Origin of the sequence: Gudongella oleilytica, from assembly GCF_004101785.1 — a bacterium.
GTDB lineage: Bacteria > Bacillota > Clostridia > Tissierellales > Tissierellaceae > Gudongella > Gudongella oleilytica.
This window is the reverse complement of record NZ_CP035130.1, coordinates 1300269-1323002: the sequence shown is the minus strand read 5'-3', so window position 1 is coordinate 1323002 and position 22734 is coordinate 1300269. Positions and strand designations below refer to the sequence as shown.

The following is a 22734-nucleotide window of genomic DNA, read 5'->3' as shown; positions in this document are numbered from 1 at the left end:
GGTGACTTATAATGAAGAAAGCAGACCTGAATGAGCTATTGGTGCAAAATATTTTGCGGCATGGGAATATTGGGATCCATGTAATAGACAAGGAAAGAAAAACCATTGTCTACAATGAAGCTATGGCTGAGCTTGAAGGCCTGGAGATCTTCCAGGTCATGGACAGGGACATTTTGGACATTTTCCCCAGCCTAAACGAATATACTTCTACCCTGATCAAGGTTATGAACTCCGGAGAACCCATAATTAACAGCACACAGACATACTTCAATTATCGGGGTCATTCTATCACCACGATCAGCTCCACTCTTCCATTGATATCTGATGGTCATGTAATTGGTGCAATGGAGATCGCCCAGGATGTAACAAATCTTAGAAAGCTATCAGATCAGCTTTTAGAACTGCAGCAGGAGCTGAAACAAACGAAGCAGGAGACGAAAAAAACTCCTCAAATAAGAAAGTATAACTTTACAAGTATAATTGGGAACAACAGAAGCCTTTCAATTGCCAAGGAAATAGCTGAGAGAGCCAGTGAAACAGCTTCAAGTGTACTTATCTTTGGAGAGACAGGCACAGGCAAGGAAATGTTCGCCCAAAGCATCCACAATCACGGAGTACGCAAGGGCAACACCTTCATAGCTCAAAACTGTGCAGCAATACCTGACTCGCTTCTCGAAGGGATACTCTTCGGAACAGAGAAAGGGGGATTTACCGGGGCGATTGAAAGAGAGGGAATTTTTGAACAGGCAAATGGCGGGACTCTTTTGCTGGATGAGATAAATTCCATGAGCTTGCCACTCCAGGCAAAACTTTTAAGGGTTCTTCAGGAGGGCTATATAAGAAGGATAGGCGGAATTAGAGACATCCCTGTGGATGTAAGAATAATTGCTACAACAAATGAGGATCCGAAGGTTAGCCTTGAAAATGGGACCCTAAGACGAGACCTTTACTACAGACTCAGTGTAATCAATATACATATACCTCCTCTCAGGGACAGACTGGATGATCTCAAGCTTCTAATAAAGTTTTTTATTCAGAAATACAATGAACTGCTAAATAAAAACATAGACAAGGTCTCAGAGGAAGTGATGGAGGACTTCAGAAACTACAGCTGGCCGGGGAACATCAGGGAACTGGAAAACTTCATCGAGGGTGCCATGAATATGGTTTCCTCAAGGGATAAGGTCCTTAACAGAGAGAATTTTATTACATCCAGCTTCATACCGAAGGGAAAGCCATTGACAGCAAATCTGTCAGGGAGACTTCCAGAGGAAACTCTGCCTGAAATACTTGAGGATGTCGAAAGATCAATAATTCAGGAAATAATGAAGCGATACGACCACAACATTTCAAACACTGCCAGACATCTTGGAATAAAGCGTCAAACCCTTCAATATAAGCTCAGGAAAGATTAAACGCAAAATATTATGCATTAAAACGCAAAAATATTTGCGTTTTTTATTTTATTAACAACAATTTTACGGGACCTTATTGATAATAATACGCTTAAATGTTGGAATTTCTTATTGATTGATAGTTGGCACGGGACTTGCATAAGTATATACCGTTGGAAGTAGTAAATACTTATGGAGGTGTCTTATGAGAAAAGAAAATGTAAAGGTAATAATTTGGGGACTAGGAGCAATGGGAAGCGGAATGGCTGACATGCTGCTTAAGAAAAAGGGTGTTGAAATAGTAGGAGTTGTTGGAAGAGGCTCAAAGGTTGGCAAGAGCATGTACGATTTCATCAAAACCGAAAGAGGAGACAGACCTGATGTAATAATTGGAACTCCCGAAGACGTTATCAAGGAAGGCGCAGCGGACGTTGTTCTTGCGGCAACTGACTCCTTTACAAAGACAGCTTTTGAGAGACTGAAATTTATTCTTGAGAAAAAAATAAATGTCGTATCCTCAGCTGAAGAAATGGCCTATCCAATGGCACAATCACCTGAAGAAGCCAAGAAGCTTGACGAGATAGCCAAGGCAAACGGAGTATCAATAATCGGGACAGGTATCAATCCTGGACTTATTATGGACCTTCTGGTAGTAACAATGACGGGATGCTGCGAAGAAGTTGATCACATACTGGCAAGAAGAGTAAACAGTCTTTCACCATTTGGACCTGCAGTTATGGAAGAGCAGGGCATTGGTATCACCAAAGAAGAGTTCGAGGAAGGCGTAAGGACAGGCCATCTTTCAGGTCACGTAGGCTTCCACGAGTCCATCCACATGGTCGCTGATGCTATTGGCTGGAAGGTAGAGAAGGTAACTACTTCAATGGAGCCGATAATGACTGACGTAGACAGAAAATCTCCATATGGCTTTGCAAAGGCTGGGAATGTAGCAGGCTGTGCCATGAAGGGCTTTGGCTATGTCGATGGGGAACTGAAGATAGAAATGGATCACCCGCAGCAAATCGAGCCAGAGCAAGTTGGAGTACAAACTGGAGACTATGTAATAATAAAAGGAACTCCAAACATCAATTTGGTGAACTCTCCAGAGGTTCCGGGAGGAATCGGAACAATAGCTATGTGCGTAAACATGATCCCTCATATCATCAATGCAAGGCCAGGTCTTAAGACAATGCTTGATCTGCCGGTTCCAAGAGCTATCATGGGAGACATGAGAGACCTTATTGAAGACTAATTATAATAGAAGATTGCTGGGATGAGTAGGTTTTTGGCCTACTCATCCTTCCATGCAAAGACGAGATAGAAAGGATGATTATAATGGATGCAAAAAGAGGAGACTGGGTAAGGATCCACAAAACGATCCTGAACGTTGGAGAACGAGCTCCAAATATACCTGAGGACACACAAAGCGTACCTCTTGAGATGTGGGATAAGGGCTTCCTGATGAATGAAACAGCCAATAAGGGAGATTTGGTTGAAATAGAGACCTATATCGGAAGAAAGGTAGAGGGCACCCTAATTGAAATAAATCCATACTGGGATCATGACTACGGTAAGGCTGTTCCAGAGCTATTGTATATTGGCAGACAAGCCAGAGAACTGTTGGAAGAAGGTGCAGATAATGAGTAATGATAGAAGCTTCAGCGCTGTAATGGCAAGAAAACAGGAAATAATGAAGAAATCAGTTGGAATCGACTATGAGATATTTGAATCAGGCTCTATATCCTTCGATTACGAGAGAATGATGAAGGAAACCGGATACAGTCTGAAGGAGATCGAGGAGATCCAAAAGCAGACATCAGTAGGGAATACACCTTTATATGAACTAAGAAATATAACCAAGCTGGCTAGGAAGTATGCAGAACCTGGAAAGGGAGCAAGAATATTTATAAAGGATGAGGCAAGCAACCCTTCAGGAAGCTTTAAGGCAAGAAGAGCTGCAACAGCAGTTTATCACGCGCAAAGACTCGGCTATAAGGGAGTTATTGCAGCTACGTCAGGAAACTACGGAGCAGCGGTTGCATCCCAGGCTGCCATGAGAGGCTTAAAGTGCATCATAGTTCAGGAATGCTACGACTCCAGAGGAGTAGGACAGCCTGAGATCATTGAAAAGGCAAGAGCATGTGAGGCGTATGGAGCAGAGGTAGTTCAGCTTTCAGTTGGGCCTGAGCTTTTCTATTCCTTCCTTTTGCTGCTGGAGGATACAGGATACTTCAATGCATCGCTATACACTCCATTTGGCATAGCTGGAGTTGAGACTCTTGGCTACGAGCTTTCAATGCAGTTCAGAGAGCAGGAAGGGAGAGACCCCGATGTTGTGGTTATCACCAATGCAGGCGGCGGCAATCTTACAGGTACAGCCCGCGGGCTTATAAAGGCTGGCGCACTTGATACAGAAATAGTTGGCGCATCAGTAAGCCTTGCAGGTCTTCATATGGCCAGCGACACTCAATTCAACAAGAAATCCTTTACAACTGGGCACACAGGATTTGGTATACCATTTGCAACCTGGCCGGACAGGTCAGACGTTCCAAGATCGGCAGCAAGACCTCTTAGATATATCGACAGATACGTTACTGTCAATCAGGGCTCCGTATTCTATATGACAGAGTTGTTGGCTCAGGTGGAAGGTCTGGAAAGAGGACCTGCAGGGAACACTGCTTTGGCAGCAGCCTTTAAGGTAGCACAGGAGCTTGAACAGGACCAGATAGTAGTAGTTCAGGAAACAGAATACACAGGAGCAGGAAAGCATATCCTTCCCCAGCTTACATTTGCCAAGGAGAATGGCATAGAGATCCTTATTGGCGATCCCAGCCAGGAGATCCCGGGAAAGAACATAATTCTTCCAAAGGATCCCGGATACCTTTGCATAGAAGAGCTTGATCTTGAAAAAACCAGGAAGTCTTATATAAGAAACTGCATAACCAATTATAATGTAAATAAGGCAACAGCTGAGGATCTTGCATTCCTGATCGCTGACACCAAGTCGAATGAAGGATTCGTAAGAGCTGTATTAGCTGAATTAGATATCGAAGTTGAAACGGAGGCGAAATAATGAAAAGAGCAGACGATTTTCAGGACAGGAGAAAACATCTTGCCGATCTCTCTGACGAGCAGCTTGAGGCGAGATTTTGGGAGTTGGCTGAAAAGCTTGTTGATCCGATAATAGAACTGGGATATAAGAATACCAGTCCATCCATTGAGAGAAGTGTGCTTCTTAGAATGGGCTTTTCAAGCGTAGAGGCAAAGGGTATCGTCGACAATGCAATAGACAGGGGACTCATTGGCAAAGGTGCAGGACACATAGTCTATAAGCTCGCCAAGGCAAAGAACATCGGTATCAGAGAAGCTGGTCTTATGCTGGTTGACGGAGCTTCCTGGGATGAGGTCAAACCACTGTTTAACGGAGGTGCGAAATAATGGAATTGAAACCTAATCAAAAATTGGACATAAAAGAGCTTTTAAAGGACCTGGAAAGCTACAGGCCTAAGAGAAGAGGCTGGCACTGGAGAGAGGGCGTAGGTGAAAAGAGGCAAATAGGTAAATTTGAATACTACGATTCCTCAGAGAGCCTGAAGCAAAGCCAACCGCTCCCGGCAGCAAAGTACTTTGACTCCATAGACCCACAGCCGCAGCCTGTAATCACTACCGAGATCGCATCAGGAAGGTTTGAGGATGACATCAGAAGAATGAGAATGGCTGCATGGCATGGAGCTGACCACATTATGGTTATTCGTACTGCTGGCCAGTCACACTTTGAAAGCCTTATTGAGGGAACACCACAGGGAGTAGGCGGTATTCCCATAAGCAGAAAGCAGGTAAGGGCTCAGAGAAAGGCACTTGACCTTATTGAGGAAGAAGTAGGAAGGCCCATAAACTACCACTCATACGTATCGGGCGTAGCTGGTCCGGAGATCGCTGTAATGTTTGCTGAGGAAGGCGTAAACGGAGCTCATCAGGACCCACAATACAACGTTCTTTACAGAAACATAAATATGATCCGTTCCTTCGTGGATGCTGCTGAGGCTAAAAAGGTAATGACCTGGGCAGATATAGCTCAGATCGACGGAGCTCACAATGCCAATGCAACTGCGAGAGAAGCATGGAAGGTAATGCCTGAGCTTATGGTTCAGCATGCAATCAACTCCATATTCTCAGTAAAGGTTGGAATGAAGAAGGGAAATATTTGCCTTTCTACAGTACCTCCAACAGCTCCGCCAGCTCCAAGTATGAGACTTGACCTCCCATATGCAGTAGCGTTGAGAGATCTCTTCAAAGAATACAGAATGAGAGCACAGATGAATACCAAGTACATGGAATCCTCCACAAGAGAGGCAACTGTTACCCATGTACTGAATCTTTTGATCTCACAACTGACATCGGCTGATATTCAGTCTACCATAACTCCTGACGAAGGAAGAAACGTTCCCTGGCATATATACAACATCGAAGCAATAGATACTGCAAAGCAAGCCTTCAATGGCATGGACGGCTTGATGTCGATGATAGAGCTTAAGAAGGACAGCAAGGAGTTAGGAGGCAAGGTGAGAGAACTTAAGGAAAGAGCAGTTCTCTTTATGGAAGAGATGCTTGAAATAGGTGGTTACTTCGAGGCAGTTCAGGCAGGATTTTTCGTTGACTCCGGACAATACCCGGAGAGAAATGGCGATGGGATAATTAGAAAGATCGATGCTGGCGTCGGAGCAGGGACAGTGTTCGAAAGAGATTCTGACTATATGGCTCCTGTAACTGCACACTTCGGATACAATAATGTAGCTCAATACGGTGAGGAATTTGTTTCTGAGCCATCAAAGCTTATCGGCGGCGGAACCTTCGAGGATCCCTCAAAGATAATCTATATCGATGAGCTTGATGAGACAGATAACGTGAACGTAAGACTTGAAGAGGTCAAGGAGTTAGTTGGAACTACAAAGATCAAACCGGAAATGGAGTGGAGGGGAGACGGGATCGTCCACCTTACAATGTTCCTTCCAACAGATATAAGAACAGCAGAATTCGCAGCTCTTGAATTCGCAAAGAAGATGAATCTTACCGACTGCGAGGTCATCCACAAGGAGATCATGCAGGAGGCAGAGGGAACCAGAGTAGAGATCAAGGGAAGACTTAACATGACTATCGATACCACTACCCTTGTAATTCCTCCCAAGCCTGAGGAGCTGTCTGAGGATGAGCTTAGAAAGGACATAGCTGCAAAGCCGATGAAGGTAGTGGCAGCAACCGTCGGAGAGGATGAGCATTCAGTAGGCATAAGGGAAATCATTGATATTAAACACGGCGGAATCGAGAAATATGGTATAGAGTGTCACATACTCGGTACCTCAGTAGCAGTTGAGAAGCTTGTCGATGCTGCCATAGAGATGAATGCTGATGCTGTATTGACTTCAACGATCATCTCCCATGACGACATACACTACAAGAACATGCAGAAGCTTCATGACTACGCAATAGAGAAGGGCGTTAGAGACAAAATGATGTTTATCTCCGGTGGAACTCAGGTATCCAATGAGCTTGCAGTGGCTCATGGAATGGATGCAGGCTTCGGGAGAGGTACCAAGGGCTCACATGTAGCCACATTCCTGGTGAAGAAGAGACGTGAAATGACCAATGAAGATTGATCTTCTCGTTGCCGAGATAGGCAGCACGACAACTGTAGTAAACGCCTTTCATAATATATCCACAAATCCGGAATTCCTCGGACAAGGGCAGGGGGCAACCTCTGTCCTTCAGGGGGATGTGAATATTGGACTAAAGGAAGCAATAGACGATCTGTGCAGAAATCTAAAAGTGGACTCTGTGGAGTATGGTGAACTAATAGCCACCAGCTCTGCTGCGGGTGGTCTTAGGATGACGGTACACGGTCTTGTCTATGATATGACGGTGAGAGCGGCAAAGGAAGCAGCTCTTGGTGCAGGTGCAAACATCAAGTTCGTAACAGCAGGAAAGCTCAGGAAGTCAGATCTTCGAAAAATAAAGGAAATCAATCCCAATATTATCCTTATAGCCGGAGGTGTAGACTACGGCGAAAGGGAAACTGCCCTGCACAACAGTGAGCTGATAGCAGAGCTGAAACTTAGTATTCCTGTGATTTATGCTGGAAACATCGAGAATCAGGACGATGTAAAGGATATTTTCGAGGAATCGGGAGACGAGCTTTACCTCGTAGAGAATGTTTATCCAAAGATCGATGAGCTAAATATCGAGCCGACAAGAAGGGTCATACAGGATGTATTTGAAAGGCACATCATACATGCACCGGGGATGGAGCATATAAGAGAGCTTGTAACAGGAAATATAATGCCAACACCTGGAGCGGTAATGGAGGCCAGTCAGCTTTTATACAATGAGATAGGCGACCTGGTAACCATAGATGTGGGTGGGGCAACGACAGACGTCCATTCAGTGACAGAGGACAGCGAAGAGATCGCAAGGATCATCCTTAGCCCTGAGCCAAAGGCAAAGAGAACTGTAGAGGGTGACCTTGGCGTATACGTGAATATGAGGAATATTGTCGCCATGGTAGGCGAAGACGTTCTGATGAAGGAACTGGAACTGGATGAACCAGCTTTCCAAAATCTTATAGAGCACCATAAACCGATTCCTGTATCAGAGCTTGAAAAGCGCTTTGTGGAGGTTCTGACAGAGCATGCTGCCATCACTGCAATAAAAAGACACGGTGGAAGACTTAAGAATCTCTATGGACCAAGTGGCAAGAAGACCATAGCCGAAGGTAAGGACCTCACTGGAGTTAAGTATATCGTAGGAACAGGGGGAGCTCTGACCAGACTGCCTGGAAGACTTGATATCCTTAAGAACATACCTCATTCAAACAACGGAACAGATCTGTTGCCTAATAAAGAGGCTGAAATTTTGATAGATAATCACTATATCATGGCATCTCTGGGTGTAATGAGCAAGAAATACCCCGAGATCGCCCTTGACCTTATGCTAAAAAGCATGGGTTTGAGATAGGAGGTCAGGATGGCTTATCCAAGAATAGTAGTAGACACAAAAAAAGTAGAGAACAACGTAAGAAAAATAACTAACCTGGCTAAGTCCAGGGGCGTTACCGTGGCAGGAGTAACAAAGGTATTCTGCGCACAGCCTGAGCTGGTTAAGGCATATATTGATGGCGGCGTCGATTTTCTGGCAGACTCAAGGCTTCAAAACCTTAAGAGGATGAAGGATTTCCCGCTTCCTAAAATAATGCTGAGGCTGCCGATGATATCTGAGGCTGAAGAGCTGGTAAGGTACGCAGATTATTCCCTTAACTCCGAGCTTGAGACAGTAAAGGCTCTTGATAAAGCAGCTGAAAAAAACAACAAGAAACACAACATTATCATCATGGCTGATCTTGGTGACCTGAGAGAAGGCTACTTCAAGGAAGATGAACTCCTCAAAGCAATAGAAGAGATGTTAAAACTTAGATGGATAAAAATTTCTGGTCTTGGTGTAAACCTGACCTGCTACGGCGGAGTAATACCAAATCAGAAGATCCTGAAAAGACTGACAGACCTGGCCGAGAGAGTAAGAAATGATTATGGCCTTCCACTTGAGATAGTATCAGGTGGAAACTCAAGTTCAGTATATATGCTGGAGGGAGAATTCCCTGAAGGCATAAACCATCTAAGGCTTGGGGAGGTATTTGTAATAGGGACAGAATCAGCATACGGCAATCAAATGGAGGGAACGGACCCCACAGCCTTCGTACTTGAGGCTGAGATAATAGAGGTCAAGGAAAAGCCTTCAGTCCCGACAGAGGAAATCGGCAGAGATGCATTCGGACAGGTTCCAACCTTTGTTGACAGAGGAGTAAGAAAAAGACTTCTATGTGCAGTTGGCAAGCAGGATCTTGACATTGGTACACTGAAACCAGAGGACAATGGATTGATCGTTCTTGGTGGAAGCTCAGATCATCTTATAGTCGACGGCTCTGATTCCGAAACCGATTACAAGGTAGGCGATGTAGTGAGATTCAACATGCACTACGTCAGCATACTTCGTCTGATGACCTCTGAGTTCGTAGAAAAGTACTATATTTAACAAAATGATTTCCGGTCAAATGAGAATTTGACCGGAAATTTTATATCTTGTGTAATTTCACGGCTTCTTGACTGTCTTTTGATGTGGTATAATGGTAACACCAACCTATGAGGGTGATCAAATGGATTTGTTTTCTATATCTATGGAGGAAAAACTAAAAAAGTCAGCACCGCTTGCAGACAGGATGAGACCTCAGGATCTGGATGATTTTGTAGGACAGGATCATGTGCTTGGAGAGGGTAAGTTTTTACGAAGAGCCATAAAGGCTGACAGGATAAATTCCATGATCTTCTTCGGGCCACCGGGTACAGGCAAGACGACACTTGCAATGATAATCGCCAACCAGACAAAGATGAGATTTGAAAAGCTTTCAGCCGTAACAGCCGGAGTCAAGGATATTCGTGAGGTGGTAGCAAGAGCCGAGGAAAGCCTAAAAATGACTGGCAAAAAGACTATCCTTTTCGTTGATGAGATCCACAGGTTCAATAAGTCTCAGCAGGACGCTCTGCTGCCATTTGTAGAGCGAGGCATAATCATCCTTATTGGTGCAACCACTGAAAATCCTTACTTTGAGGTTAACAAAGCTCTTCTGTCAAGAGCTATGGTCATAGTCCTCAACTCACTTGAAAGAGAAGATCTGAGGCTTCTTGTGGATAAAGCCCTTACGGATAAGGAAAGAGGACTGGGGGATTATAATGTCCATCTGGAGGATGAGGCACTGGATTATCTATTGACCATAGCACAGGGTGATGGTAGAATCGTTCTTAATTCACTTGAAATCGGAGTATTATCCACCGAGCCAGATAAAAATGGATTGAGGACAATAGACCTTGATGGCATAAGGGACTCTATCCAGGTCAAATCAGCAAGATACGACAAGGGCGGGGACGAACACTACGACACCATCTCAGCATTTATAAAGAGCATGAGAGGCTCTGACCCACAGGCCGTATCCTACTACCTTGCCAAGATGATAAATGCAGGCGAAGACCCCATATTTATCGCAAGGAGGATCGTAATAGCAGCCTCCGAGGATGTGGGTAATGCCGACCCTATGGCACTCCAGGTTGCGGTTGCAGCATTGCAGGCAGTCCACGCCATAGGGATGCCGGAGGGAAGGATAATCCTTTCCCAGGCTGCATTATATGTTGCCAATGCACCGAAAAGCAACAGTGCAATAGTAGCTATAGACAAGGCAATGGATGATGTCAGGAACCTCGAGATAGGCAGAGTGCCAGGTCACCTCAGGGATGCCCATTATGGGGGAGCCGAAAAGCTGGGGCATGGGAAAGGATACCTTTATCCTCACGACTACCCGGGGCATTATGTGGAGCAGACCTATCTGCCGGAAGGCTTCGAGGATAAAATATACTACAAGCCCTCAGGTCAGGGCTTGGAAAAAGAATAAGCCATCGGGGACGGTCCCTTTTGGCAGGAAATGCATATAAATCCACACAATTACAGCCAAAAGGGACCGTCCCCGATGGCTACCGATGGCTCACATTACTTAGGAGGGATACAATGAGTTTGTCTATAAAAGACATTTACAGAGGCTATAAGGACTACCTTGACAAGGAGATCATCCTGGAGGGATGGATCAGAACATCCAGATCCTCAAAAGCCTTTGGCTTCATAGAACTTAACGATGGAACATTTTTTAAGAATCTGCAAATTGTTTATGACGATACCTTAACAAATTTCAAGGATATAGAGAAATTGCCTATCTACTCAGCAATAAGGGTGTCAGGCACTCTCGTGGAAACTCCTGAGGCTAAGCAGCCATTCGAGGTCAAGGCGTCATCGATTGAACTTGAGGGAATGAGCGACAGCGAGTATCCCATTCAAAAGAAGCGTCACACACTTGAATACCTGAGAACCATAGCGCACCTAAGACCAAGGACTAACACCTACAGCGCCGTTTTCAGAGTAAGGTCGATCCTTGCCTTTGCCATCCACAAGTTCTTCCAGGAGAGAGGCTTCGTATATGCCCACACTCCTATAATCACCGCTTCGGACGCAGAGGGTGCAGGAGAAATGTTCAGGGTAAGTACCCTTGATATGCTGAACCCTCCAAGGACGGAGGACGGGAAAGTTGACTTTTCAAAGGACTTCTTCGGAAAGGAGACAAATCTTACAGTCAGCGGGCAGCTTGAAGCAGAAGTGTTTGCTCTTGCCTTCAAGAATACATACACCTTTGGACCTACCTTCCGGGCTGAAAACTCAAACACCGCAAGACATGCCGCTGAGTTCTGGATGATAGAGCCTGAGATTGCCTTCGCAGACCTTACAGACAACATGAAGCTTGCTGAGGATATGTTTAAGTATATTGTGAACTATGTATTAGAAAATGCTCCTGAGGAAATGGAGTTTTTCGACAGCTTCGTAAGCAAGGGGATAATCGAAAGACTAAAGTCGATAGTAAACTCCGAGTTCGGTGTCGTAACCTATACTGAAGCAGTGGAGCTTCTGAAAAAATCAGGCGAGGAATTTCAGTATCCAGTGGAATGGGGAATTGACCTTCAAACAGAGCATGAAAGATATATAACGGAGAAGATATTCCAAAAGCCTGTATTCGTAATCAACTACCCCAAGGAGATCAAGGCCTTTTATATGAGGGTAAACGAGGACAACAGGACCGTAGCTGCCATGGACCTTCTGGTGCCCGGAGTCGGAGAGATAATTGGCGGAAGCCAGAGAGAGGAGAGACTCGACGTCCTCACTCAAAAGATAATCGACAATGGAATGGACCCGGAGGACTACTGGTGGTATCTGGAGCTTAGAAAATACGGCGGAACAAAGCACGCAGGCTATGGACTTGGCTTTGAGAGAGCAATTATGTACATCACAGGAATGTCAAACATAAGAGACGTTATCCCATTCCCAAGAACAGTCAACTCGGCGGAGTTCTAAGATTAGCCCGGTTAAATATGTCTTGCTTAAAGGCTTGGCATTTGCTATAATTTTAGCTAAATTACAACATCGATGAACGGAAATATTAAGCAAGGAGCCTCTTTTAGAGAGCAGCCGGCTGGTGGAAGGCTGCAGAGAGAATTGCTGAACTCGTCCGGGAGGATCCCCTGTGTAAGCCGGGGACGGAACGCCTACGTTACAGGCATCGAGTGGGATTATCAAAAAGAGTGGTACCGCGGAATTAACCTTTCGTCTCTAACAGGGCGAGAGGTTTTATTTTTTGTAAATTGAGGAGGTAATGTAAATGAAAGACTACACCCCAAAGTCCATCGAAAAGAAATGGCAGGATATATGGGATGAGCACCAATGCTATAGAGCCGAGAACAACAGTGAGAAGCCGAAGTTCTATGCTCTTGTGGAGTTCCCGTATCCATCATCAAATGGACTCCACGTAGGTCACCCGAGACCATACACTGCCCTTGACATCGTATCAAGAAAGAGAAGATACCAGGGCTACAATGTACTTTTTCCAATGGGCTGGGATGCCTTCGGACTTCCAACTGAGAACTTCGCAATAAAGAACAAGATCCATCCAAGGATCGTCACAGAGCAAAACATTGCCAGGTTTAAGGGACAGCTAAAATCAATAGGCTTCTCCTTCGACTGGTCCAGAGAGGTAAACACAACAGACCCAAATTACTACAAATGGACTCAGTGGATATTCCTTAAGCTGTTTGAAAAAGGATTGGCATACAAACAGGAAATGCCAATAAACTTCTGTACCTCCTGCAAGGTCGGTCTCGCCAACGAAGAGGTAGTGGGAGGAGTATGTGAACGTTGCGGAAGCGAAGTCATCAGACGCGTCAAAAACCAATGGATGCTTAAAATTACCGAATATGCGGAAAGGCTTATCAATGACCTGGATACTGTCGATTATATTGATAGAGTTAAGATCCAGCAGATCAACTGGATAGGAAGGTCTGAGGGAGCAGAACTGGACTTCAGGATCGTCGGCGGAGATGACGTACTAAGGATTTTTACGACCAGACCGGACACTCTTTTTGGGGCAACCTACATGGTAATAGCTCCTGAGCACCCATTGATCGATAAATACAGAGACAGAATAGAAAACATCGACCTGGTGGAGGCATACAGGGCAGATGTTTCAAAGAAATCAGACTTTGAAAGGACAGAGCTTGTAAAGGAAAAGACCGGTGTCGAGCTTAGAGGCTTGTCAGCAATAAATCCAGCAACTGGTAAGGAGATACCTCTTTGGGTATCAGACTACGTTCTAATGACCTATGGTACAGGGGCAATAATGGCAGTACCTGGCCACGATCAGAGAGACTGGGAGTTTGCTACAAAGTTCAATCTGCCCATCATCGATGTAATAAAAGGCGGCGACATCACAAAGGAGGCCTACACTGATACCGACTCAGGGATCCTTGTTAACTCCGGTTTCATAAATGACATGGAGGTAAAGGATGCAATCAGAACGATGCTTGACTGGATCGAGAAGGAAGGTCTCGGAGAGAGAAAGGTAAACTACAAGCTTAGGGACTGGGTATTCTCGAGACAAAGATACTGGGGCGAGCCGATCCCATTGGTACACTGCGACGAATGCGGCTGGGTTCCTATTCCTGAGTCTGAGCTTCCGCTAAAGCTTCCTGAGGTTGAAAACTATGAGCCGACTGATACCGGGGAATCACCTCTTGCTGCGATCCATGAATGGGTACACACCACTTGCCCCAAATGCGGAGGACCGGCTCACAGAGAAACTGACACCATGCCTCAATGGGCAGGTTCATCCTGGTACTTCCTAAGATACATGGATCCGGACAACCATGATCAACTGGCTTCCAAGGAAACACTTGAATACTGGTCGCCAATAGACTGGTACAACGGAGGCATGGAGCATACAACCCTTCACCTTCTATACTCAAGATTCTGGCACAAGTTCCTCTACGATATCGGTGTGGTTCCAATGCCTGAGCCATATGCAAAGAGGACATCGCACGGTATGATCCTTGGCGACAACAATGAAAAAATGTCAAAATCAAGAGGAAATGTAGTTAATCCCGATGATATAGTAAGGGATTATGGAGCTGATACGCTAAGAACCTATGAGATGTTTATCGGAGATTTTGAAAAAGCCGTTCCATGGTCCGATAATGGTGTGAAGGGCTGCAGGAGGTTCCTCGACAGGGTATGGAGACTTCAGGAGATACTGACAGAAGGGAATTCCTACACTCCTGAGCTTGAATCCAGCATCCACAAGACTATCAAGAAGGTTTCCGAGGACTTCGAAAACCTAAAATTCAATACTGGAATTGCTGCAATGATGAGTCTTTTAAACGAATTCAATGACTTTGGAAGGCTTAACAAAAAGGACTTCCAGACATTCCTCATACTGTTGAATCCTGTTGCTCCACATATAACAGAGGAGCTGTGGGAGATCGCAGGCCTGCCAGGATATCTGTTCCAGACAACATGGCCGGAATACGACCAGGAGAAGACCATAGACAAGGTCTTTGATCTGCCTGTTCAGGTAAATGGAAAGGTGAGAGGTACAGTTGAGGTCAGCATTGATGAGAGCACAGAGAGCATCAAGGAAAAAGTTTTTGCATCTGCCGGCGTGAAGAAATTTACCGATGGAAAAACTGTCGTGAAGGAAATCTACGTTCCAGGGAAGATCTACAACATAGTTGTAAAATAGTCAATCTGCCGCCACATGGCGGCAAATTAAGGCTGAAGACAAAGCTCAGCAATCAATAAGGATTGTTGAGCTTTGTCTTCGGTCTGCCCCGGACTTGTCCGGGCCTTCTTAATGAGATTTTTATATCAACCTCAGATAATTATGCTATAATAGCAATATAGCAATTCCAAAAGACTACGGAGGTGCAGTGGATGAGAAAGATACTTATTACTGGAGCGCTTGGACAGATAGGTTCCGAGCTGGCAGTAAGAATGAGAGACGTTTATGGTAATGCAAACGTTATCATCAGCGATCTTAAAGCCAAGGAAACCCATAAGGAGCTCATTGAAAACGGACCATTTGAAGTAATAGATGTTATGGATAAGGATCGTATGGCAGAGGTGGTAGACAAATACGGAATAAATACCATTGTAAACCTCGCTGCCATACTCTCAGCAACTGGCGAAGCAAGGCCGGACCTGTGCTGGAGCATTAACATGAACGGGCTTTATAATGTGCTTGAGCTTGCAAGGGAGAAAAAGCTGTCTGTGTTTACACCAAGCTCGATTGCAGTTTTTGGTGATTTGACTCCAAAGGATTCTACTCCACAGGATACTGTGATGAGACCTGGCACCATGTATGGTGTCACCAAGGTGGCAGGCGAGCTATTATGTGACTATTATTTCCATAAATTCGGGGTTGACACGAGGGGTGTCAGATTCCCAGGACTTATTTCCTACGATACACTGCCTGGAGGGGGAACTACCGACTATGCAGTGCATATTTACTATGAAGCCCTTAAGAATGGAAAATACTCAAGCTTTATAGATAAGGGAACAAAGATGGATATGATGTACATGCCTGATGCCCTTGATGCAATCCTAAACCTGATGGAGGCAGACAGTTCAAGGCTGATCCACAGAAATGCCTTTAATATCGCGGCTATGAGCTTCGATCCTGAAGAGATCGCTGCATCTATAAGAAAGCACATCCCCGGATTTGTTCTTGAATACGATGTGGACCCTATAAGGCAGGCGATAGCAGATTCCTGGCCAAATTCACTTGACGACAGCGCAGCCAGGGCAGAGTGGGGCTGGGCACCTAAATACCTTTTGGACGACATGACAAAGGATATGCTTGAGAAGCTGAGTAAGAAGTTGAATATCAAGATTTAGCAAATTATATAAGTAGGGTGCGGACGACCCTGCCCGCCCGATAATTCAAAATAACGAATAGTAGGTAGTAGGTAGTAAATGAATAAGATAAGATCCTTCACTATCGTTCAGGATGACTGCGATATCCAGTTATTCTGAGAATTAGAGGAGGATTTTTTACTTTTAATTGTCAATCGTCAATTGTCAATTTAAACTATTCCTTTCCTTTTCCCCTTTCCCCTTATAGCTTTCCCCTTCCAGCATTCCAACTTCTCTTTATTTTGATTTTGAGTTGTGATCTGTGAATTTTGCATTATCTTCATGTGTTTTCAATGTTGACAAGATTACCCGGATATACTATACTGAAAAAGTAAAACCAACCAAAGCAGTTGGGATTAAAGAGGTGAAATGAATGAAACTGTCAACCAAGGGGCGTTACGGGCTAATGGCGATGTATCAATTGGCTCAGGATTATGGACAGGGGCCAATATCTCTTAAATATGTAGCGGAAAAGCAGGGCTTGTCAGAGAACTACCTTGAACAGCTGTTTTCAAGCCTGAAGAAGGAAGGGCTTCTTACAAGTACAAGAGGAGCATATGGCGGATACATGCTGTCAAGAAAACCGCATGAAATAACTGTTGGACAGGTTCTGAGATCTCTGGAGGGGCAAATGTCACCTTCAGAATGTGTATCTGAGGACGGCTTTGATTGCGTGAGGGACGATAGCTGTGCAACCAGATTGGTGTTTGCTAAAATAAAGGATAGCATCGACAGGGTGATCGACTCCATAAGCCTTGAGGATATGGTTAGAGACAGCCAGCCGGGACTATATCGGGAGGAATTAAAATGAACAAAATGATATACATGGACCACTCTGCAACCACACCGGTAAAAAAAGAAGTGCTTGAGGAAATGCTACCATACTTCAGCGAGTTTTATGGAAATCCCTCAAGCGTATACGCGCTTAGCAACCACTCGAGGCTTGCAATTGACAAGGCAAGGGAAAGAGTTGCCAAGGCCATAGGGGCCAAGAAGACCGAGGTATTCTTTACAGGCGGCGGCTCTGAGGCTGATAACTGGGCACTCAAAGGAATAGCATATAAGAATAAGGACAAGGGAAACCACATCATAACCACAAAAATCGAACACCACGCAATACTCCATACCTGTGAGTATCTTGAGCAGCAAGGCTTCAAGGTGACATATCTGGACGTTGATGAGTACGGGATGATATCGCTTGAGGAGCTTGAGAAAGCAATAACCGAAAAGACAATACTTATTTCCATAATGTTTGCCAACAATGAAATCGGTACTATCCAGCCTGTTAAGGAAATTGGAGAACTGGCGAAGAAACACGGAGTTCTTTTCCATACTGATGCAGTTCAGGCAGTAGGCAGTCTTCCTATTGACGTAAAGGAAATGAACATCGACCTCTTAAGCATGTCAGCTCATAAACTTTACGGACCTAAAGGCGTTGGAGCTCTTTACATCAGGCAGGGAACAAAGATAGATCCTCTTATAGCAGGCGGCGCACAGGAAAAGAACAAAAGGGCAGGAACTGAGAACACACCTGGTATAGTAGGCCTTGGAAAAGCAATTGAGCTTGCTTACGAGCATCTTGAGGAGAATACTACTTACCTGATCTCACTTAGGGAAAGATTGATCAAGGGCATTAAGGAAAGAATACCATACGTCAGACTTAATGGACACCCGGAGAAAAGACTTCCCGGCAATGCCAACTTCTGCTTCCAGTTTATCGAGGGCGAAGCGCTTCTTTTGAGCCTTGATATGGTTGGCATCGCTGGCTCAAGCGGCTCTGCATGTACCTCAGGCTCTCTTGATCCATCCCATGTGCTATTAGCAATAGGCCTTCCTCACGAAATAGCCCACGGTTCACTTAGACTGTCACTGGGAACAGGCAACACTGAGGAAGAGGTGGATTTTGCTGTTGAAAAGCTCGTGGGAATAGTGGACAGATTGAGAATGATGTCACCGTTATATGAAAAAATTCAAGGGGGTAACAAATAAATGTATTCAGAGAAGGTAATGGAGCACTTCATGCATCCGCACAATGTTGGAGAGATAGAGAACGCAGACGGCGTCGGTGAAGTAGGCAACGCAAAATGCGGTGATATAATGAAGATGTATCTTAAGATAGACGGAGAGATAATAACCGACGTAAAATTCAAGACCTTTGGATGCGGTTCTGCGATAGCGTCATCTAGCATGGCTACTGAGCTTATAAAGGGAAGAACAGTAAAGGAAGCCATGGAGCTTACAAACAAGGCAGTAGCAGATGCGCTTGATGGACTTCCACCGGTAAAAATGCACTGCAGCGTACTTGCTGAGCAGGCAATCAAATCAGCTCTGCTTGATTATTCCCATAAAACAGGGGTAAAAATAGAGGGATTGGAAGATGTTGACTTCGATGACGAGCATCTCCACGACCACGCTGACGAAGAATAAACTTTAAGAAGGAAGACTCTGGCGGGAGCTGATATTGGCGTCATGCCAGAGTCTTTTGCAGCTTTGGGGGGATATTTATGGGATTGAGCACAGCGCCTGTGCTTTCAGTAAAACTCGTATGGATCCTTTTACCGATCCTTCTTTTCCTTATCATCTACTATCTGATAAATATTGGAAACAGGTATGTGGCACCGAGAAAGGCGATCCATTACAATACCAAGCTTATCCTTTGGGGGATAATCACACTATTCGCCCTTTATTTTGTGGTGCAGATATTCAGGAAGTATACTCTTATATCAGATACCTTCTTCACGATACTGGTATCAATGCTGCTGGCATATCTATTAAATCCCTCCGTCACTTACTTTGAACGGAAGGGGATGAAAAGGATCCTTGCTGCATCCATAGTATACCTAATAATCCTGGGCGGCATCGTCATATTGTTCCTTGCAGTGCTTCCAAGAACAGGCAGGGAGATCATGCGACTGGGTGCAAATCTGCCTCAGTACTTAACTTCAGTCACAAATTGGTTCCAGAATCTTTACTCCAGCTATTCTGACACATTTGGTGAGATGCCTGAAATACTCCAGTCAATTGAAAATGTAGTTTCACAGAACATCGACCGGATACAGCAAAGCCTTGCAAACGGGGCAGAGAAGTTTATTCTCGGTCTGGCTGGTATGCTGTCACGGATAGTAAGCCTGGTACTTACACCTGTTTTAACCTTCTACTTCCTGGTTGACAAGGACCATTTCCAAAAGAAAGTAGATGTTCTGATCCCTTCAAGGTACAAGGAGGAGATATATAAGCTTCTCGGCGAGATGGATGATGCGATGTCGCAGTTTATCCGGGGCAGACTTCTCATGGCTGTAGTAGTTGGAATTACCACTACCATATTCCTGTTCCTGATGGGAATAGAGTTTGCGATAATAATCGGGTTTATAACAGGACTTGCGGATATCATCCCCTATATCGGACCTTTCCTTGGATTCCTGCCGGCAGTTGTGTTCGCCTTTATTTCCAGTCCCACGAAGGCACTATGGGTGGGAGCGCTCTTTTTACTTATCCAATGGATGGAGAACAACATACTGGGCCCAAAGGTCCTTGGAAAGACCACCGGAATGCATCCCCTGACTGTTTTGGTTTCCATAATAACGGGAGGAACCATTTTCGGTATAATGGGAATGATCGTTTCAGTTCCGGCTGTGAACATAGGGATAATACTTTACAGGTATATTAAAGATAAGGTCAACAAAAGACTTTCCGACAACTCAGAAACCGGAACAAATTGACATAAGGCCCTATTTGCATTAAAATATTATAGATAGACTAACCTCCCTGAAGGGGAGGATTTTTCTAATATTTAGGGTGAGGTGTAATTATGAAAAAGTTGGGACTGCATGAGATACGAAAAGAATATCTTGATTTCTTCAAAGAAAAAGACCATCTGGTAGCATCAAGCTTTTCACTGGTGCCTAAAAATGATAAATCTCTGTTGCTGATCGGAGCGGGAATGGCACCGCTTAAGCCATACTTCACAGGCGATGCGACACCTCCCCACAATAGGATGGCAACATGTCAGAAGTGTATAAGAACCGGTGACATCGAAAACGTAGGAAGGACTGCAAGACATGCCACCTTCTTCGAGATGCTTGGAAATTTCTCCTTCGGGGACTATTTCAAGAAGGAAGCAGTAGCATGGGCATGGGAATTCCTCACTGAGAGGATGGAGCTAAAGCCGGAGGATCTTTGGGTGAGCGTCTATCTTGAGGACGACGAGGCATATGAGATATGGAACAAGGATATCGGAGTGCCTGCAGAGAAAATAGTAAGGCTTGGAAAAGAGGACAATTTCTGGGAACTTGAAGTAGGACCATCAGGTCCTTGCTCAGAGATATATATAGACAGGGGCCTGGAGTACGGCTGCGGACACGAGGATTGTAAACCAGGCTGCGACTGTGACAGATTCCTCGAGGTTTGGAACCTTGTTTTCACCCAGTTTGACAAGGACGAGCAGGGAGTTTACCATCCGCTGCCAAATCCCAATATAGATACAGGAATGGGTCTTGAGAGAATTACTTGCATAATGGAGAACGTGGACACCATATTCGACATCGGTGCCATAAGAGACATCCTCCACAAGGTTGAAGAGATAAGCGGATATGAATACGGCTCAGCCTACGAGAAGGATGTGTCAGTAAGGCTCATAACTGACCACACAAGGGCTATGACATTCCTTGTCAGCGACGGAGTAATTCCCGGCAACGAAGGAAGAGGCTATGTTCTAAGAAGGCTTATCAGGCGTGCTGCAAGACACGGCAAGCTACTGGGAATAGAAAAGGGCTTCCTTGACCAGATGGCAGGTGTTGTAATAGACTCCTGGAGCGTTGAGTACAAGGAGCTTAAGGAAAACGAGGCACAGATCAAAAAGGTAATAAGAGCAGAAGAGGAGAAGTTCCAGGAGACAATCAACCAGGGAATAGATATCCTCGATGAATATATCGAAGAAATGAAGGCAGCCGGATCTGAGGTATTCGGAGGAGACAAGGCATTCAAGCTTTACGATACCTATGGCTTCCCATTGGAGCTTACTCTGGAGATCTTGAACGAGAAGGGCATCAAGCTCGATACAGATGGCTTCAAGGCTAATATGGAGGAGCAGAGACAAAGGGCAAGAAGTGCAAGAGAAGGCACAGACGGCGGATGGGGCGGAAAGGAAGAAGAGGAGCTAACAAAGGGCTTCAAATCGACCTTCCTTGGCTATGACACCACCAGGGCTGAGTCTGTAGTGCTAGCCTTGTTCAAGGAGGGCGAGAGAGTCATCCACCTGAGCGAGGGAGAGGAAGGACTTGTTATCCTTAAAGAGACTCCTTTCTACGGCGAGCAGGGCGGTCAGGTAGGAGACAAGGGCAAGCTTCTGTTCGAGGGAGGCTATGCTGAGGTAACCGATGCAAGACCTACCAAGGAAGGCGCTATACTCCATATTATATCCGTTAAGGAAGGCCAGCTGAAGGAAGATATGAAAGCAGAGGCAGCTGTGGATGACGAGCTGCGCGATGCTACGAGAAGGAACCACTCAGCTACACACCTGCTGCACAAGGCACTGAAATCAGTTTTAGGCGGTCACGTAAACCAGGCAGGCTCACTTGTAATGCCAAACAGACTCCGCTTCGACTTCACTCACTTCGAGGCAGTAAGCAAGGAGGACCTCGCAAGGATCGAGGCCGAGGTAAACCATAACCTGTTAAGGGCGATGCCGGTGGTTACAGAGGTTGTCACTCTTAAGGAGGCACAGGAGAAAGGTGTTATAGGGCTGTTTGAGGATAAGTACGGCGAAGTGGTAAGAGTCGTTTCCATGGGAGACTACTCCCAGGAGCTTTGCGGCGGCACACACGTTTCAAATACAGGGCAGATAGGTCTGTTCAAGATAGTGTCGGAGGCAGGTATTGCTGCCGGAGTAAGAAGGATAGAGGCACTGACAGGGCTAAATGCCTTTGATTACATGAACAGTCTTGAAAAAGAGCTCGAGCAGCTTTCACATTCGATGAAGACCAACAGACAATCGTTGAAGGAAAGAGCACAGGTCATCATGGAGGAGCTCAAGGAAAAGGAAAGAGAGATAGGAAGGCTTAAAGACAAGCTTTCTGCAAATATAGCGGATGAGATACTTTCAACTGCAAAGGAAGTCGAGGGAGTCAAGGTAATAGTGTACACTGCGCCCGAGATGGATATGAACAGCCTGAGGAACCTTGGAGATGAGCTAAAGGCAAGGCTTCGTTCAGGAGTAGTCGTTCTTGCAACTGCCATCGGCGAAAAGGTTTCACTTGTTGCCATGGCGACCAAGGATGTAACTGAGAAGGGAATACATGCTGGAAACATTGTAAAGGCTGTAGCAGCTGCAACAGGCGGAAGCGGCGGTGGAAGACCGGAGATGGCACAGGCCGGAGGCAAGGATGTCTCCAAATTGAAGGAAGCAATGGATAGTGTTGAAGGTTTGGTAAGGGAACAGTTGAAGAGATAATTCACAATTAACAAT

At 45.2% G+C, this 22734-nt stretch carries 17 protein-coding genes and 1 other annotated feature; all 17 genes read left to right on the top strand.

Annotated elements, in window-relative coordinates; translation table 11 throughout:
* Positions 1-11 precede the first annotated feature (11 nt).
* The 17 genes from EC328_RS06210 (at position 12) to alaS (ending at position 22719) form a co-directional block, all read left to right on the top strand.
* Positions 12-1415: a sigma-54 interaction domain-containing protein gene (locus EC328_RS06210; RefSeq protein WP_128425994.1), complete on the top strand. Its 1404-nt coding sequence runs from the start codon at positions 12-14 to the stop codon at positions 1413-1415.
* 184 nt (positions 1416-1599) lie between these two features.
* Entirely contained in the window at positions 1600-2646 is a 1047-nt protein-coding gene (ord, locus tag EC328_RS06205; RefSeq protein WP_128425993.1) for a 2,4-diaminopentanoate dehydrogenase, read from the top strand.
* An 83-nt stretch (positions 2647-2729) separates the two neighbouring features.
* Positions 2730-3041 carry a 2-amino-4-oxopentanoate thiolase subunit OrtA gene (gene ortA, locus EC328_RS06200; RefSeq protein WP_128425992.1) on the top strand — a complete coding sequence of 104 codons (312 nt, stop codon included), beginning with the start codon at positions 2730-2732 and terminating at the stop codon, positions 3039-3041.
* Entirely contained in the window at positions 3034-4467 is a 1434-nt protein-coding gene (gene ortB / locus EC328_RS06195; protein ID WP_128425991.1) for a 2-amino-4-oxopentanoate thiolase subunit OrtB, read from the top strand. The genes ortA and ortB overlap by 8 nt, the downstream gene beginning before the upstream one ends.
* On the top strand, positions 4467-4832 hold the full coding sequence (locus EC328_RS06190; protein ID WP_128425990.1) for an ornithine aminomutase subunit alpha: 366 nt from the start codon (positions 4467-4469) through the stop codon (positions 4830-4832). Before ortB ends, EC328_RS06190 begins: the two co-directional genes overlap by 1 nt.
* Positions 4832-7048, top strand: coding sequence for a D-ornithine 4,5-aminomutase subunit OraE (gene oraE / locus EC328_RS06185; RefSeq protein WP_128425989.1), 2217 nt, complete (start codon positions 4832-4834; stop codon positions 7046-7048). The genes EC328_RS06190 and oraE overlap by 1 nt, the downstream gene beginning before the upstream one ends.
* Positions 7038-8402: a GlmL-related ornithine degradation protein gene (locus EC328_RS06180; RefSeq protein WP_128425988.1), complete on the top strand. Its 1365-nt coding sequence runs from the start codon at positions 7038-7040 to the stop codon at positions 8400-8402. The genes oraE and EC328_RS06180 overlap by 11 nt, the downstream gene beginning before the upstream one ends.
* Before the next feature lie 9 nt (positions 8403-8411).
* The gene (orr, locus tag EC328_RS06175) at positions 8412-9473 is read left to right on the top strand and encodes an ornithine racemase Orr (RefSeq protein WP_128425987.1); all 1062 of its coding nucleotides are present in this window, start codon (positions 8412-8414) and stop codon (positions 9471-9473) included.
* Between the two features lie 121 nt (positions 9474-9594).
* Positions 9595-10881 (top strand): replication-associated recombination protein A, encoded by a 1287-nt coding sequence (locus EC328_RS06170; protein ID WP_128425986.1) that lies wholly within the window; start codon positions 9595-9597, stop codon positions 10879-10881.
* A 113-nt stretch (positions 10882-10994) separates the two neighbouring features.
* Positions 10995-12383: an asparagine--tRNA ligase gene (asnS, locus tag EC328_RS06165; protein WP_128425985.1), complete on the top strand. Its 1389-nt coding sequence runs from the start codon at positions 10995-10997 to the stop codon at positions 12381-12383.
* Positions 12384-12446: 63 nt separating this feature from the next.
* Positions 12447-12643 (top strand) — a binding site (T-box leader).
* 44 nt (positions 12644-12687) lie between these two features.
* Positions 12688-15099, top strand: a complete 2412-nt coding sequence (gene leuS / locus EC328_RS06160) for a leucine--tRNA ligase (RefSeq protein ID WP_128425984.1) — start codon at positions 12688-12690, stop codon at positions 15097-15099.
* Between the two features lie 191 nt (positions 15100-15290).
* Positions 15291-16253, top strand: a complete 963-nt coding sequence (locus EC328_RS06155) for an L-threonine 3-dehydrogenase (RefSeq protein WP_128425983.1) — start codon at positions 15291-15293, stop codon at positions 16251-16253.
* Positions 16254-16644: 391 nt separating this feature from the next.
* Entirely contained in the window at positions 16645-17082 is a 438-nt protein-coding gene (locus EC328_RS06150) for an RrF2 family transcriptional regulator (RefSeq protein WP_128425982.1), read from the top strand.
* A complete protein-coding gene (gene nifS, locus EC328_RS06145) occupies positions 17079-18260 on the top strand; it encodes a cysteine desulfurase NifS (protein WP_128425981.1) in 1182 nt (393 codons plus the stop codon). The genes EC328_RS06150 and nifS overlap by 4 nt, the downstream gene beginning before the upstream one ends.
* On the top strand, positions 18261-18698 hold the full coding sequence (gene nifU / locus EC328_RS06140) for a Fe-S cluster assembly scaffold protein NifU (protein ID WP_128425980.1): 438 nt from the start codon (positions 18261-18263) through the stop codon (positions 18696-18698). It abuts the gene before it with no gap.
* Between the two features lie 77 nt (positions 18699-18775).
* Entirely contained in the window at positions 18776-19990 is a 1215-nt protein-coding gene (locus tag EC328_RS06135) for an AI-2E family transporter (RefSeq protein WP_128425979.1), read from the top strand.
* An 89-nt stretch (positions 19991-20079) separates the two neighbouring features.
* Complete coding sequence (gene alaS, locus EC328_RS06130; protein WP_128425978.1) at positions 20080-22719, top strand: alanine--tRNA ligase; 2640 nt, start codon at positions 20080-20082, stop codon at positions 22717-22719.
* The last annotated feature ends 15 nt before the right edge of the window (positions 22720-22734 follow it).